Raw genomic sequence first — 15183 nt, forward strand, 5'->3', positions numbered from 1 at the left:
ACCTCGTACTGCGCTTTATTACTGAGTTGGTACTTCTTTAAAGTGAGACTGTAGTTCTGATTTCACTTTATCTGGGATAGGCGCAGAGCGCTGTGTTTTATAGTCAAAATGTACCATGGTGGTGATGCCTGTTGAGCACAGCTTATCGTCTTGCCATAACTCTTGAAACACGTCGAATGCACTGTTGCCTAGCCGGCTAACGTAGGTTTTAACCGTCACAGGTTTGCCATAAAAAATTTGAGCTAAAAAATCGACTTTGTAGCTGGCTAAAATTAGCGGCCAATTTTTTAAGTCTAGCTCAGGGGTAAAAATTCTGAAAATAGGCTCTCTGGCTGCTTCAAACCAAGCGACTAATGCCGTATTACTAACATGTTGTAAGGCATCTGTTTCACAAAAACGTACGTCAAAAGAAGTGATAAGTGGTGCTGTATTACTCATAAATTATTGTAGGCTTTGTTATAAGTTTGATTTCCACTTTAGCATTATAGGCGGGAGTTTTCAGTAGCCCTTATAAAAGCGATTGTGTTTAGGGTAAATCGTTGTGTTTTGATTAGCTTACAGGGGGTGTGCCGTTAGGTTCTTTTGCATTACAATCCGCTTCTAACTTTTTGAGCGAACATACTATGACTGCGATTGGGATTGACTACGGTACATCAAATTCTGAGGTTGTGTATTTTGATGGAACGGCCCATCAGCACATCAAACTCGACCCGTTAGATAAGAAGGGCAATAAAATCCGTTCTTCGGTGTTCATCTACTTTGAAGATGAACTGCCGCCGCCTCCTGATGCCATGGTTGAAGCGAAAGTGGCGCAGTTACAGCGCGTTATCAGTGAGCAAATAGATAAGGCGAAGGACGGCTATTATTCGGCAAAAGATCCAAAAGAACAGGCGATGTATAGCGACCGTGTCGACTCGCTGCGCGGTGATTTGCACAACAAGCCTGCATTACAGCGTAAAGCTATTGCACAATTGATGCATGCCATGTCGCTAGACGAAATCCCTTTGCTGCGGTTGGTAGAGCACGGCAAGTTTGCGTTTGGTGAAGAAGGGTTTAGGCGCTTTCTTAAAATGCCGGACAAAGGCCGTCTTATTTATTCACCTAAGAACTTTCTAGGCGCCTCGCTAGACGGTGACCAAAAACAAGCATTCATCGGTATTATTGCTAAGCAGTTAGCGTACTTTAAACAGTGTGCAGAGCAGCAGCTAGGCAAGGCTGTTAATAATGCGGTAATTGGCCGTCCAGTTAAGTTTCACGGTACCCGCGGTGAAGAAGGGAACGCGCAGGCCATTCAAATAATGACTGAAGCGGCGACGAAAGCCGGGTTTTCAGGGGTTAATTTCCTAGATGAACCCATAGCAGCGGCGTATAAAATTGAGCAAACCCTACCAAGGGATACCACTACGCTGATTGTCGATATTGGTGGGGGTACCACGGATATTTGCTGTATTAAGCTTTCTCCCGAGCGTTCCAATCAGCTTGATCGCAAAGAGGATGTTCTGTCGGTAACAGGCAGACGTTTAGGCGGCATGGATTGCGATAAGAGCTTGGTGCTTAAGGCTATTGCCCCTGAAATGGGAATGGGCCTTAAGATGATCAACGGGCTTCCTGTTCCGCCCACGTACTTCTCTGATATGTGTGCGGTTGATAACATTCCTGCTCTTACTCGCTTTTTCTCTGACGATTATGGGTTAGATATTTCTCAAACCATGTCTGTGATTAAAGAGCCAGCCCAATTAGAGCGCTTGCTTATTGTTCAGGAGAAAAAGTTGTCTGCCCGTGTGGTGAACTCGGCTCGATTAGCCAAGGAACTACTGTCGAGTAAGCAGAACATTACCTTGCCGCTGCACTATATCGAAGATGATTTTGACGTGGAGATTTCGCAAGACTCGCTCAAAAAGGCATTAAAACCTTGGCTTGATAAAGTGAAAGCGCTGGTGGTGGAATGCTTGGAATACAGCAGTGAAAAGCCAGAAGTGGTGATGATCACAGGTGGTATGAGTTTGTCGCCAATCGTGGTTGATGCGCTGTATGAAAACCTGCTTACCGGTTTACCGCGATTGGAGAATGACGCCTTCAACTCGGTGTGCGAAGGATTAGCTATTCAAGCGGCGAAGCACGCTTAATATCTTATTATAAATAAACACTAAGCCTTAGCGTAGTAGCCTTTACTACGCTAAGGCTTTTTTGATCAGTGCTTAAGGATATTGTGTTCTTTTAGATAAATCGCGATGGCCTCGGGCGACTCGAAGGCTTTTAACAGCATTTCTTGTGCGCGTGCTTTCACATCATTGTCTTCTGATGATGACAGTAGGTGATACCATGTTTTCACTAAGGCTAATGGCGGCGTTTGGTTCATTAGTTGTCGCTCCAGCAATTCTTACTGCAAAAATACACAAAAATCATCGTAACGTATGATTTGCCAAAACAAGCTTTGACCAGCATGGAAAAACGTGTAAATAAACGTCAACGCGCACTTCTTACAAGCTGCTGTGTTAATTACACAGCAGCAAAATAGAAAACGAGTGCGCTTTACGCTAACGGATTTACCTCGTTACCGGCTCAAGCTTGTGTGAGCATGGGTTTCAGGAATCGACCTGTATGTGAAACTTCTTGTTGTGCCACATGCTCAGGTGTTCCCTCTGCAATAATCTGGCCACCTCCGGATCCACCTTCGGGTCCAAGGTCAACAATCCAGTCTGCGGTTTTAATCACATCTAGGTTATGCTCAATAACCACAACGGTATTACCGTGATCGCGCAGCCTGTGAAGGACGGCTAATAACTGTTTAATATCGTGGAAGTGCAACCCGGTGGTTGGTTCGTCCAAGATATAGAGTGTTTGCCCAGTGTCTCTTTTTGACAACTCTTTCGCTAATTTCACGCGCTGTGCTTCACCACCTGATAACGTAGTGGCTGCTTGGCCTAGACGAATATATGACAAGCCAACGTCCATTAGGGTCTGCAATTTACGTGAAATAGCCGGAATAGCATCGAAGAACTGACGGGCATCTTCCACCGTCATTTCCAACACTTCGTGAATGTTCTTATCTTTGTACTTTATCTCAAGGGTTTCACGGTTATAGCGTTTGCCCTGACATACGTCACAAGGCACATACACGTCTGGCAAAAAGTGCATTTCCACTTTAATTACACCGTCACCCTGACACGCCTCACAGCGACCGCCTTTTACGTTAAAGCTAAAGCGGCCAGGCTTGTAACCCCGTGAACGCGACTCTTGTGTACCGGCGAACATTTCACGAATTGGAGTGAAAATGCCTGCGTAAGTCGCCGGATTAGAGCGCGGTGTTCTGCCGATAGGGCTTTGGTCAATATCGACCACTTTGTCGAGCTGATCTAATCCGGTCATCGACTTATGCGGTGCCGGTTCAGAAGTAGTCGCCTTGTTCAGCTCGCGCTGCGCTATTTTGTAGAAAGTGTCATTAATCAGCGTTGATTTGCCCGAGCCCGATACACCGGTTACACAGGTCATTACACCAGTAGGTATACGTAAATCAACAGACTTCAAGTTGTTACCGGTAGCGCCTAAAAGCTCTAGCCACTTGTCGTCTTTAACCGGTGTGCGTGTTGCAGGGATATCTATCTTCTCTCTACCAGATAAGTATTTTCCAGTAAGTGAGTGTTCACTGTTTTTGATATCTTCAAGCGAACCTTCGGCGATAATCTCACCACCATGCACACCCGCCCCCGGGCCGATATCTACAATGTAATCGGCTTCGCGAATGGCATCTTCGTCGTGCTCTACAACTAACACGGTGTTACCTAGATCGCGCAAGTGTGTAAGCGTGCCAAGTAGGCGTTCGTTATCCCGTTGATGAAGACCGATAGAGGGCTCATCCAGCACGTACATAACGCCCACTAAGCCTGCGCCAATTTGACTTGCCAGTCGAATGCGCTGAGCTTCACCGCCCGATAGAGTATCGGCGCTGCGCGACATAGAAAGATAGTTAAGACCTACGTTTACCAAGAAGCGCAAGCGGTCCATGATTTCTTTCAAAATCTTTTCGGCTATCTGAGCACGTTGACCTTCAAGTTTCAGTGTCTCGAAGAAGCCGTATGCATCGGCAATCGACATGTCAGCAATGGCTGGCAGGTTGGTGTCTTGTATAAATACATGACGTGCTTCAACACGCAGACGCGTGCCGTTACAGCTGCTGCAGTGCTGCTGGCTTAAATATTTTGCTAGCTCTTCACGCACCGAATTCGACTCGGTCTCTCGATAGCGACGTTCCATATTAGGGATAATGCCCTCAAATGGATGCTTACGCTCCATCACGTCGCCACGCTCGTTTATGTACTTAAACGACAGCGACTTGCCTTTAGACCCATAAAGCACAATGTCTTGGTGCTTTTTATCGAGCTCTTCAAATGGTGCGGTAAGGCTAAATTTATAATGGTCTGCTACTGCCTGTAGCATTTGAAAATAGTAATAGCTGCGCTTGTCCCATCCGCGAATAGCGCCGCCAGACAAACTTAATTCGGTATTGCCGACTACGCGTGCTGGGTCAAAAAACTGTCTTGTACCTAGCCCGTCACAAGTTGGGCATGCACCCGCTGGGTTATTAAATGAAAACAGACGAGGTTCAAGTTCACTAATGCTGTAACCGCAGTGTGGACAGGCGAAGTTGGCAGAAAATACAATTTCTTCTGCGTCTTTATCGTCCATATCAGCCACAACCGCGTTGCCGCCAGCAAGGCTAAGCGCCGTCTCGAATGATTCAGCCAAACGCAGTGCCATATCGTCGCGCACCTTGAAACGATCTACCACCACTTCGATGGTGTGCTTCTTGTGCAGGTCTAGCGGCGGCGGATCCGATAGGTCACATACCTCTCCATCAATGCGCGCACGAATAAAGCCCTGTGCTGAGAGGTTTTGCAAAGCTTTTACGTGTTCACCTTTACGCTCTTTAACGATAGGCGCTAATAGCATTAGCTTACTGCCTTCTGGCATCGCCAACACTTTATCCACCATTTGACTGACGGTCTGGGCGTCTAGCGGTACATCGTGATCAGGGCAGCGAGGCGTACCTACACGGGCAAACATCAGTCGCAAGTAATCGTAAACTTCGGTGATGGTACCTACGGTAGAGCGAGGGTTGTGTGACGTTGATTTTTGCTCAATGGATATTGCAGGCGATAAACCCTCAATATGATCAACATCGGGTTTTTCCATCATGGAAAGGAACTGACGGGCATAGGCAGACAAAGACTCAACGTAACGTCGTTGGCCTTCTGCGTATAGCGTGTCAAATGCTAGAGACGATTTACCCGAGCCAGAAAGGCCGGTTATCACCACCAGTTTGTCTCGTGGCAGTGTTAAATCGATGTTTTTCAAGTTGTGGGTGCGAGCACCGCGAATTTCGATTTTATCCATTGAAGCCTAAATGAGAGAAAAAGAATCAGTATGCCATAGGTGTCAACTAAAGTGATATGACATTCAAGTTATACTGTGAGTAGAGGGAGCAGATCACCTTACCGGTGTTTACTCGCCTTGTAGTTGTTCAATGTGGTGGTTTATTCCTCACTTTTAAACCCCACACTATGCAAATGATTAACGCCAGCGTTGATTGCATTAATCGAATTTAAGGTAAGTGGGCGTAAGTGATACCAGTCCGCATAGATAATTACACACTCAGCGAGACTTAAAATGTTCGTAATCGCGGCGTGTTACCGCAGGTATAGTGGTTCTACATCAAGGTGACACAACAAAGAGTACGGACATTTTAAACTCGCCCTTCGGGAAGGTCTGGCAAGCTTCCTAGCTTCATTCTGGGAATTTAAAAGGGAACAGCCATTCCTGCATTCCCACGCTTCGCTAGGAAACTTGCCAGCACCTTCTGAGTGGGCAATTATCTATGCGGACTGGTATTATGCTACACTTCGCGACTTTATTCTTCTTGCAGCAGAAACCGGTGTTCTCTGCGCGCTTTTTTGTTTTTTTGATTTTACTTATTGAGGGACACAGACGCTTTGAACGCTTTGGAATTACGCGCCGCGCTTGCACTTGCCTCCGTTTACGTTTTACGCATGATGGGGTTGTTCATGGTTATGCCAGTTTTGGCGGTTGCTGCTATGGACTACCCTGACTATTCTCCGCTATTGGTGGGGCTTGCCGTGGGGGGATATGGTCTAACGCAGGCCGCGCTTCAAATTCCCATGGGCATGATGTCTGATAAATGGGGGCGCAAACCTGTCATTTTGTTAGGGCTTGCCGTATTTGCATTGGGAAGCTTTGTGGCCGCGAATGCCGACAGTATGGTCATGATGATTGTAGGGCGTATTCTTCAAGGTGCGGGAGCCATTGCAGGTGCAATAATGGCACTTGCTACCGACGTAAGCCGCGAAAGTCAGCGGGCTAAAGTATTAGCCATCATAGGAATCGCCATTGGCTTTTCGTTCTATTTGGCCGTTATTTTAGGGCCACTTATTGCCAACAGCTATGGCCTTACAGGCGTTTTCGGCATTACTGGCATCTTGGCCATTCTATGCATGCCGCTGGTTAAATGGGTTGTCCCAAACGGTGTACAGCTGAGCAGTGGCGATACACTTCCTCAAAAAGATCAGCTAAAACGTTTAGTATTTTCATCTCAGTTATGGCGTTTAAATATCAGCGTGATGATTTTACACATGATGATAACGCTGCTTTTCGTGCAGCTTCCGGTCACGCTGCTAAATTTCGATATGGCGTTAGACAGCCATTGGACCGTTTATTTACCTGTACTAGGCGCATCCATTGTTGGCCTTATTATAATGATGGGGATGGCAAGGGGGCGAACGCCTAAATCGCTGCTTGTCACAGGTGTAGTGTTAATGGGTGGCGCATTTTTAGCGCTTAGCTTGGAAGACCACAGCTGGTGGTGGGTGACGGCAGCGGTCGTGCTGTTCTTTACTGGCTTTAATTACTTAGAAGCGAATTTTCCTGCGTTGGTGTCGAGCATTGCGCCGGCTGGGCAAAAAGGAACGGCCATGGGGCTTTACGCCAGTTTCCAGTTTTTTGGTGCATTTTTGGGAGGCGTAATATCTGGTTTGGTTACTGATATTTGGTCTCAAGACATCGCCTACGGTATTGGCGCTGCCAGCACATTGCTTTGGCTCTTCATCATTTTTGGGGTGAAGGAAGCGAGCCGTGTTAAGCGTGTGATGATGAACGGTGAGTTTGATAATTCCAATATCTCCAGCATCGAAGCAGAACTAATGCGAGTACCAGGTGTACTAGAAGTGACATTAAACAGTCAAAATAACGCGGTATACCTTAAGGTTGACCGCGACTTTGACGCGGTCAAAGCGCGAGATGTGTTGTCAGCGTAAAAAGGGCAGTGCATTAAAAACCAAAACAGGTTAGCACCACAAGGTTTGTTAAAAAGGAAGGGAGCACCATGATTGACCTAAGTAGTTACAAAGCCATCATTTTTGACATGGACGGCACCTTGGTCGATTCAATGGGCGCACATATTGATGCGTGGCAGCTTACGTGTGACGCATTCGACTACCCCTTCGACCGAGACTATCAATATAGTTTAGGTGGCGTTCCTACCTTTGAAACCGTACACCTCATGAATGCCAAGTATGGCAAAAGCCATGATCCTGCAAAGGTTGCTCTATATAAAAAACAGGCCTTTGAAGGGCTAGACCATGTTCCCAGACTTATTCAAGATACCCTGGACGTGTTTAATCACTATAAGGGAAGCGTACCCATTGCTGTGGGGACAGGCTCAGATAGGCAGCACGCGCAAATGGTGTTAAATGAGCATGGCTTACTCGCCCAGTTATCGGCGTTGGTAACCGCAGATGATGTAAGCAAAGGCAAACCACATCCTGAAACCTTTTTACGTGCTGCGGAATTAATGGGCGTTGCACCACAGCATTGTGTGGTGTTTGAAGATACCGACATGGGCCGAAAAGCGGCCGTTGACGGTGGCATGGCGTGCTTTATGGTCGATAATACGCGGCTTATCTACTGAATCTTAGCCCGATTGAAAGTTCGAGCTTAGCGCTTACGCTCACTCAATCGCGTTCACTCTATAATTTCTTAAGCTTATACCGCCTCTAGTTCGCTTAGCGCATTTTTGCAATTGTGTAACAGTGACGACTTTATACGTTTGGTGGCATCATCAATGGCGGTTTTCATGGCATCGATAGCAATCTGATTGCTCTCTTTTTCACTGACACTGGCGTTTACATTCACGCTTTGCCCTTTGAAGGTGGTGGCCGGTGAATACTCATCTGCATAGTCAGGCTTGTACTTAACCTTAAGCACCACAGTGGCAACCATATTACTTCCTAAGCTTTTTATAAACGCGCGATTTAGTACTACTTTAACGCTATTGGCTGCTTCAATATCTGGGCTAACATTCATCGCTTCTAAGCTTTGCTGTAACAGTGAATAGAGCGTGTCTTCTAATCCATTACTGCTTCTAACGAGCAAGTCTTTACTCGACCGTATGTCGATTAATTCTGCCAAGTTAATTGGACAAGCTTTCGCTTTAGACATGGTTAGCTGATAGTCTTTTCTCTGCGACGCAGGAATTAATGATGAATCAAGCTCGGGTGGCGTAGACTCGCAGGCAATAAGCAAGGGTAGGGCACAGCAGGCAACAATAAGTCGAGCTGGTGATGTAGCGTAAGACATGGAAAATGTTCTACTTTTCATTAAATTATTTTTGTTTTATGCAGATAAATTATGCAAGTAATATTGTCTTTAGTATAAGAAAGTTTGTATCGCTAAGAAACAGAACAACTGTTGCAAACTGTTACAGCTTGTTTAGCATAGGTGAGGGACTGTTGATCAGCGACACAACCATTACACCTATATAACCTGAAAATAAATTTCGCTATAACCAATCAACACGGACAGTTCTTTAATGATGAGCTTAAAAAACGCGGTAATCAGTGTAGTTGCAAGTGTTTCACTTATTGGGTGTGCAATTAACGTGTCCCCTTCGGCCTTCTTTCATCAAGACTCCCAACAACAGCCCATTGATACCACTAAGCTACATGCTGCCATTCAAAACGATAAAACTGCTGCGGGTATTACCCGTATTGAAGTAAAAAACAAAGAGGGCCTTACCCTTCGAGGTGTTGCGGTTTCTTATCCCAACCCTATCGTTAATATTGTGTTTTTTGCCGACAATCGCATGCCGATAAGTGAAAATAATAGCGTTATACATAGGCTAGGGAAGCTACCCGCAAATATTTTGTGGTTAGACTATCAGGGGGTGGGCGCTAGCGATAAAGCAGAAGACTTAAGCATTAACGCTATTAAACAAGATGCGTTAACCCAGTTTGACTATGTAGAAAGTGCATTCGACGCGTCTATTCCTACAATTGTTCACGGTCGAGGCATTGGCAGTTATTTCGCAAGCTATGTGGCCGCTAATCGGCGTATTGACGCACTAGTATTAGATGGCGCGTTTAATAATATTTCAGACTTAATTGCCAACATGATACCAGGGTTTTCTAACTCGTTTACTAATATGAAGCTTCACGACGAAGTGCATAGCATGCAAATTGCGCCAATTCTGCGCCATTATGATGGCCCGCTTTGGTTGCTAGTAGGTGAAGACGATAAGATAACGCCTTATCCCATCAGCCAGCAGTTGCTAAAAGATGCATCAAGCAGCGAAAAGTATATTTCAGTTATTCCTAGCGCTACCCACAATGCAACGTTAAAAAGCGACTATTCCATTGAACAATACCGCCAGTTTTTAGCTAGATTTACACAATAAAGAATTCCTTACTCGTTGTGGATAACTCGTGGAAAACCTTGTTGGTAAGTCTGTTAATAGCCATATAGAACAACTGATCACGATCTTAAAGGCACTTTCTGGTCGGATCACGAAAAATCAGTTAAATCAAGCGCTGTAGAGCCATTGATGCTGATCTTAATATTATTTGATCGTAAAGCCATACAGGATCAGGCAATTTTCCCCATTGGGGATAAAAGTCTGGAGCAAAACGATCAAGCAGTGATTTTTGTCAATACTTTACTGTCATAAAATTTTCAGAATACGCTTGAGCAGTATTACAACGAATTGCGATTAATCAGCCACCAAACCACGTAGAATTAGCTAAAAAAATACCCGCCGTCGGCAGGTATTAATAATTGCTATATAGCCATCGATAGGATGTGGTTTAAAAAACTGTACCAGAACGTGTATTAAATTCGAATGATGGAGTCGCGTTTGACTACCGTTGGGGTATATTTAAATGTTAGGCCGTCTTCTGGCTTACTGCCCGATGCATATTTCAATGCGAGTTCAGCCGCTTTGGCTGCCATCATTTCCACAGGGTATCGAAGCGTGGTTAATTTAGGTCGGCAGTATTTAGCGAGCAATACGTCATCGTAACCCATTACCGACACTTGGTCGGGCACACAAATGCCATGATCTTGCAGCATTGTCATCGCCCCTGAAGCCATTGCATCGTTGTATGCTAACACGGCAGTAAATTGGGCGCCTGTGGCAAGCAAATTCTGCATCGCTAATTCACCGCCCTCCTGATCGGGGGTGGCATACTCAATCATACTCTCAGTCAAACTTAACTTTGCGTTGTCGACAGCGTTTCTAATACCTTCTAAACGGTGGTTAGGGTCGTCGATACGATATTGGCTACTAATTACTGCTAAATGCTTATGACCCTGACTGATGGCATATTCGGCCATAAGGCGGCCGCCTGTCACGTTATCTAGCCACACGCACCTATTTGCAATTTCAGGAATGTATCTATTTATCAGCACAAAGCCAGGGACTTGTTTAGCAAAGCCGATAAGCGTTTCATCATCTAGCGCTTTACTGTGAACAACCATGGCTTCTACGCGGTGTTCTAACAAGGTTTCAATAGCGCGAAGTTCGGTTTCTTTTTCTATGGAGCCCGCGCTCAACAATATTTGAACGTTGTTCTTTCGCGTTATCGACTCGACGCCGTGGGCGAGCATGGCAAAAAACGGATCGTGAAGTTCAGCGATGACCACACCTAGCGACGCACTGCGTTTTGTTACAAGCGCACGCGCATTAGCGTTGGGACGATATCCCATTTCTTCCATGATTTTTTTAACGCGCTTGCGTGTGTCATTGCCCACTTTCGGGCCATTATTAATAACCCTTGATACGGTAGCCAATGAGACACCAGCGGCTTGGGCTATATCTTTTATTGTTGCCATTTTCTTTTCAAACTTCGTTTTTATTGCATGGGGGCGACTAGGCCTAATAGACATAGCGTACAATATATTTACAAAAAAAGATAAACATCTCACTTAAGCAAATTTATAAATAATCGACGTTATTTGCGTTTGAAAGGGGTGAATTTATTTAATTTAAAGTGGTCCCACCTTTTATATTTATTCAGCTATACGCTATAAAATAGAACGGAAAACGTATAACCTCTCTGCGCTTTATTATTCAAATTCCACCGTTTGTATTTAAATAGGTGAGCCTAAGGCCTGTTCTCTAGCGCCTTAGTTGTGCAGATTAAGGTAAAAATATTGTTATGAAAATAAACGTATCTGTATTCGGTGAAGTAAACGGTAACACGGTCAACGCTTTCACATTAAATAACGCCAATGGCATGTCTGTTACCTTGCTAAATTACGGCGGTATTATAAAAGACATCACTGTGCCAAATGCCGAGGGAAAACCAATACACTGTGTTCAGACCTTTGATACTTTGCAAGAGTACATCGACGACCCTAGCTATCGCAGCGCGATTGTAGGGCGTTATGCAAATAGAATAGGTCATGGCACCTTTTGCTTAAACGGTACGCAGTACACGCTGGATAAAAATGGTGGAGAGCACAACCTACACGGCGGTTTTGCTGGTTTTCACAAAAAAATATGGCAGGCAAGTACGAACGAGTTAGACAACAGTGCTAGCGTAACCTTTAAACTGCACAGTCCTGACGGGGAAGGCGGTTTTCCGGGTAATGTGAAAGTTGAAGCCTGTTATACATTAAACAATAACAATGAACTTTCACTCGAACTTTCTGCTACGACAGACAAAGAAACCCCGTTGAGCTTTACCCAACACGCGTACTTTACCTTGAGCAATGACGATAAAGTGGGGAGTACCCTGCTACACATTGATGCTGAACAAGTGACTGATGCCGACAGCTCGCTATTACCGACCGGTAAATTAGTGGACATTGGCGGTACGCCATTCGATTTCTTATCACTAACCCCCATTGAAAAAAGAGCGAGTCAACAAGCATCGCATGCGTTGTTTGATATGGTTGGTGGGTACGATCACAACTACGTACTTCGTGCGGCAAAGGGTAGTGAACCCCAAGCCACTGTAATGGCGCCTGATACAGGTATTTCGATGGAGTTATTCACTACACTACCAGGCTTGCAGTTTTATACAGGTAGCCTTGATAGTGATGAACAACTCGGCGCCCTGTGTTTAGAGCCACAACATTTTCCCGATGCGCCGAATAAGCCGGCTTTCCCTAACTGCTTCGTTAAGCCTGAGGAAACCTTTAAAGCCGCTATCCGCTATAAGTTTAGAGCCGGCTAATTCCGCTACACTAGTAAAAGAAAATTAATTGTTATTAATTTAACAATTATTTTTCTTTGTTACTTAATTGATAAACCGGAACGCATGCTATATTATTGTTAGGGTAAACGTTTAACCCTATTTTAAGTTGCGCACTAGAGCGTAGCTGGCCTATTCAGAGAGAGTGATTATGGGAACGCCTTTTGACCCTACAAACGATCCACATCGCCGTTACAATCCATTGTTGGGGGAGTGGGTGTTAGTGTCGCCTCACCGTGCTAAGCGTCCTTGGCAAGGGGCCTCAGAAGAGCCTAACAATGAACAAAAGCCGTCTTATGATCCAACGTGTTATTTGTGTCCAACCAATACGCGAGTAAACGGGGAAGTGAACCCTGATTACAAAGGCACGTTTGTTTTTCAAAATGACTTTGCCGCACTTAAGCAAGACACAGAACAAGCTAGCGAGAAAAAGGGCCTATTTCAGTTTGAAACCGAACAGGGGTGTAGCCGTGTTATTTGTTTTTCACCTGACCACAGCAAAACACTGCCTGAGCTTACTGATGAAGAGCGAGTAGACGTAGTTAACATGTGGAAAGCGCAAACTGCTGAACTAGGTAAGACCTATCGCTGGGTTCAGGTTTTTGAGAACAAAGGCTCCATGATGGGCTGCTCGAACCCGCACCCTCATGGACAAGTGTGGGCACAGCAACACATACCCACTGACCCTGCCAAGAAAGTATCGCAGTTAAAGCAATACTTCACTGAAAACGGCACGCCTATGCTTTTAGACTACGCAGAACAGGAAGTGGCGAAGCAAGCGCGTGTGGTTTGCCAGAATGACGATTGGGTTGTCGTTGTACCGTATTGGGCAGCGTGGCCTTTTGAAACGTTACTATTACCACGTTTCAACGTGCAATCCCTGCATAAATTATCTGATCATCAGTCGCTATCACTTGCCAAAATTATTGGTGAGATAACCGCAAAATACGATAATTTATTTGAGACGTCTTTCCCTTATTCAATGGGGTGGCACAGTGCGCCGTTCGATAATGATGAACACCAAGAATGGACGCTTCACGCGCATTTCTTCCCGCCACTTCTTCGTTCAGCGAGCGTGCGCAAGTTTATGGTTGGCTATGAAATGATGGCAGAGGCTCAGCGCGATTTAACGCCTGAACAAGCAGCAGACAGATTAAAAGCACTGCCTACAGTGCACTATAAAAAACGTGAGAAGACGAATGGATAACCAAGTACTTTCTTCAAAATTTGAAGCGCAGTATGGCGAAGCGCCAGCGTTAATCGCACATGCGCCGGGTCGAGTGAACATTATTGGTGAGCATACCGATTATAACGAAGGGTTCGTATTTCCGGCTGCAATCAATTTTGGAACGTGGGTTGCGGCAACAAAGCGCGCAGATAATGACATCGTGGTTACCGCGATGGATTACGAAAATCAGCAAAACCAGTTCTCGTTGTCAGACATTAACTATGACCAAGAACAAGGGTGGGCAAACTATGTTCGCGGCGTAGTGAAAGTACTTAAAGAGGCCATTCCAGATTTTGGCGGCGCTAACTTATTGGTTACGGGCAATGTGCCACAAGGCGCTGGGTTAAGCTCTTCGGCATCTTTTGAAGTGGCTATATTAAAAGCGTTAAGCGCGCTGTATGAGTTGCCCCTAGATGGCGTACAGGCAGCACTGTTAGGGCAGAAAGCCGAGAATACGTTCGTAGGCTGCTCATGCGGAATTATGGATCAGTTAATCTCTGCTATGGGTAATGAAGGCATGGCAATGCTGCTTGATTGCCAGTCGCTAGCCATTGAGCATTCACCACTACCAGACTCGCATCAAATCGTTATCATCAATTCGAATGTTAAACGTGGCTTGGTTGATAGTGAATACAACCTGCGTCGCGAGCAGTGCGAGCAAGGTGCATCTCTTCTTGGTGTGTCTTCATTGCGTGAAGCATCCATTGAAATGCTGGAAGAAGCCAAGCCGCATATGCCCGACGTGGTTTATCGCCGCGCAAGGCACATCATTACTGAAAATGCCCGTACCCTAACGGCAAGTCAGGCACTTAAAAGCGGTGACATTGAAACGGTAAGTAGCGCGATGGCACAGTCTCACGTGTCGATGCGTGATGACTTTGAAATTACCGTGCCTCCTATCGATTATCTTGTCGAAATTATCGATGGCGTATTAGGTCAGACTGGAGGCGTGCGCATGACCGGTGGTGGTTTTGGCGGCTGCGTGGTGGCATTAGCGCCTACCGATAAAGTTGAAGCGGTTAAGCAAGTCGTTGCCGACAAGTATTTTGGTGAAACTGGCTATAACGCAGATATTTATGTGTGTACTGCGACACAAGGGGCCTTTGCTTAGTTCAATAGTCACATCGCGAAAACCATTTTTTAACGACAAACCTCTCCTTTTAGCGAACACCCTATTCGTTAGCATAGTTTGTGTCCCTTAAGCCGCATCTTTGGATTGCGGCTTTTTTTTACATAATTTGCACATTTCTAGTTAAAAAAAGTAAACAAAGTGTGATACTAATAGAGCCCGCATACGCGAGATGCCTATATTTACGTTTTTAGAACATAAATTATGCAAATAGCGTGTTGCGAACGCGCCTTTTAAAGGCGTGACACTGGTGTGGCAAAAACCAATAGAATAATAAAAAC

The 15183-nt window shown here is 45.3% G+C and carries 12 protein-coding genes; 7 read left to right on the forward strand and 5 right to left on the reverse strand.

Annotated elements, in window-relative coordinates; genetic code table 11:
- Nucleotides 1-18: 18 nt before the first annotated feature.
- Nucleotides 19-438: an acyl-CoA thioesterase gene (locus MADE_RS01055; RefSeq protein ID WP_012516739.1), complete on the reverse strand. Its 420-nt coding sequence runs from the start codon at nt 436-438 to the stop codon at nt 19-21.
- 185 nt (nt 439-623) lie between these two features.
- Here MADE_RS01055 and MADE_RS01060 point away from each other — a divergent pair, with 185 nt between their 5' ends.
- On the forward strand, nt 624-2126 hold the full coding sequence (locus MADE_RS01060) for an Hsp70 family protein (protein WP_012516740.1): 1503 nt from the start codon (nt 624-626) through the stop codon (nt 2124-2126).
- A 65-nt stretch (nt 2127-2191) separates the two neighbouring features.
- Here MADE_RS01060 and MADE_RS20630 read toward each other — a convergent pair whose 3' ends face one another.
- Nucleotides 2192-2359 carry a hypothetical protein gene (locus MADE_RS20630; RefSeq protein WP_012516741.1) on the reverse strand — a complete coding sequence of 56 codons (168 nt, stop codon included), beginning with the start codon at nt 2357-2359 and terminating at the stop codon, nt 2192-2194.
- Between the two features lie 203 nt (nt 2360-2562).
- Nucleotides 2563-5394, reverse strand: coding sequence for an excinuclease ABC subunit UvrA (gene uvrA, locus MADE_RS01070; RefSeq protein ID WP_012516742.1), 2832 nt, complete (start codon nt 5392-5394; stop codon nt 2563-2565).
- 596 nt (nt 5395-5990) lie between these two features.
- On the opposite strand from uvrA, the gene MADE_RS01075 reads away from it, so the two are divergent.
- Both MADE_RS01075 and MADE_RS01080 read left to right on the forward strand, forming a co-directional pair.
- Nucleotides 5991-7328, forward strand: coding sequence for an MFS transporter (locus tag MADE_RS01075; protein ID WP_012516743.1), 1338 nt, complete (start codon nt 5991-5993; stop codon nt 7326-7328).
- 68 nt (nt 7329-7396) lie between these two features.
- A complete protein-coding gene (locus tag MADE_RS01080) occupies nt 7397-7981 on the forward strand; it encodes an HAD family hydrolase (RefSeq protein ID WP_012516744.1) in 585 nt (194 codons plus the stop codon).
- A 74-nt stretch (nt 7982-8055) separates the two neighbouring features.
- Here the strand turns inward: MADE_RS01080 and MADE_RS01085 are convergent, their stop codons facing one another.
- Nucleotides 8056-8670, reverse strand: a complete 615-nt coding sequence (locus MADE_RS01085) for a hypothetical protein (RefSeq protein WP_232363007.1) — start codon at nt 8668-8670, stop codon at nt 8056-8058.
- Nucleotides 8671-8881: 211 nt separating this feature from the next.
- Here MADE_RS01085 and MADE_RS01090 point away from each other — a divergent pair, with 211 nt between their 5' ends.
- Nucleotides 8882-9745 carry an alpha/beta hydrolase family protein gene (locus MADE_RS01090; RefSeq protein WP_012516746.1) on the forward strand — a complete coding sequence of 288 codons (864 nt, stop codon included), beginning with the start codon at nt 8882-8884 and terminating at the stop codon, nt 9743-9745.
- Nucleotides 9746-10176: 431 nt separating this feature from the next.
- Here the strand turns inward: MADE_RS01090 and MADE_RS01095 are convergent, their stop codons facing one another.
- Complete coding sequence (locus tag MADE_RS01095; protein WP_012516748.1) at nt 10177-11178, reverse strand: LacI family DNA-binding transcriptional regulator; 1002 nt, start codon at nt 11176-11178, stop codon at nt 10177-10179.
- Nucleotides 11179-11504: 326 nt separating this feature from the next.
- Here MADE_RS01095 and MADE_RS01100 point away from each other — a divergent pair, with 326 nt between their 5' ends.
- The 3 genes from MADE_RS01100 (at nt 11505) to galK (ending at nt 14884) form a co-directional block, all read left to right on the forward strand.
- A complete protein-coding gene (locus MADE_RS01100) occupies nt 11505-12527 on the forward strand; it encodes an aldose epimerase family protein (RefSeq protein WP_012516749.1) in 1023 nt (340 codons plus the stop codon).
- 169 nt (nt 12528-12696) lie between these two features.
- Nucleotides 12697-13752, forward strand: a complete 1056-nt coding sequence (locus MADE_RS01105) for a UDP-glucose--hexose-1-phosphate uridylyltransferase (protein ID WP_012516750.1) — start codon at nt 12697-12699, stop codon at nt 13750-13752.
- Entirely contained in the window at nt 13745-14884 is a 1140-nt protein-coding gene (gene galK / locus MADE_RS01110) for a galactokinase (RefSeq protein ID WP_012516751.1), read from the forward strand. Before MADE_RS01105 ends, galK begins: the two co-directional genes overlap by 8 nt.
- Nucleotides 14885-15183 lie beyond the last annotated feature (299 nt).

Origin of the sequence: Alteromonas mediterranea DE (assembly GCF_000020585.3) — a bacterium.
GTDB lineage: Bacteria > Pseudomonadota > Gammaproteobacteria > Enterobacterales > Alteromonadaceae > Alteromonas > Alteromonas mediterranea.

Bases quoted from the DNA above. Each gene is read 5' to 3' on its own strand.
- uvrA (WP_012516742.1), bottom strand. From the start codon at position 5,394: ATGGATAAAATCGAAATTCGCGGTGCTCGCACCCACAACTTGAAAAAC.
- galK (WP_012516751.1), top strand. From the start codon at position 13,745: ATGGATAACCAAGTACTTTCTTCAAAATTTGAAGCGCAGTATGGCGAA.
- MADE_RS01060 (WP_012516740.1), top strand. From the start codon at position 624: ATGACTGCGATTGGGATTGACTACGGTACATCAAATTCTGAGGTTGTG.
- MADE_RS01095 (WP_012516748.1), bottom strand. From the start codon at position 11,178: ATGGCAACAATAAAAGATATAGCCCAAGCCGCTGGTGTCTCATTGGCT.
- MADE_RS01080 (WP_012516744.1), top strand. From the start codon at position 7,397: ATGATTGACCTAAGTAGTTACAAAGCCATCATTTTTGACATGGACGGC.
- MADE_RS01055 (WP_012516739.1), bottom strand. From the start codon at position 438: ATGAGTAATACAGCACCACTTATCACTTCTTTTGACGTACGTTTTTGT.
- MADE_RS01090 (WP_012516746.1), top strand. From the start codon at position 8,882: ATGATGAGCTTAAAAAACGCGGTAATCAGTGTAGTTGCAAGTGTTTCA.
- MADE_RS01105 (WP_012516750.1), top strand. From the start codon at position 12,697: ATGGGAACGCCTTTTGACCCTACAAACGATCCACATCGCCGTTACAAT.
- MADE_RS20630 (WP_012516741.1), bottom strand. From the start codon at position 2,359: ATGAACCAAACGCCGCCATTAGCCTTAGTGAAAACATGGTATCACCTA.
- MADE_RS01100 (WP_012516749.1), top strand. From the start codon at position 11,505: ATGAAAATAAACGTATCTGTATTCGGTGAAGTAAACGGTAACACGGTC.
- MADE_RS01085 (WP_232363007.1), bottom strand. From the start codon at position 8,670: ATGAAAAGTAGAACATTTTCCATGTCTTACGCTACATCACCAGCTCGA.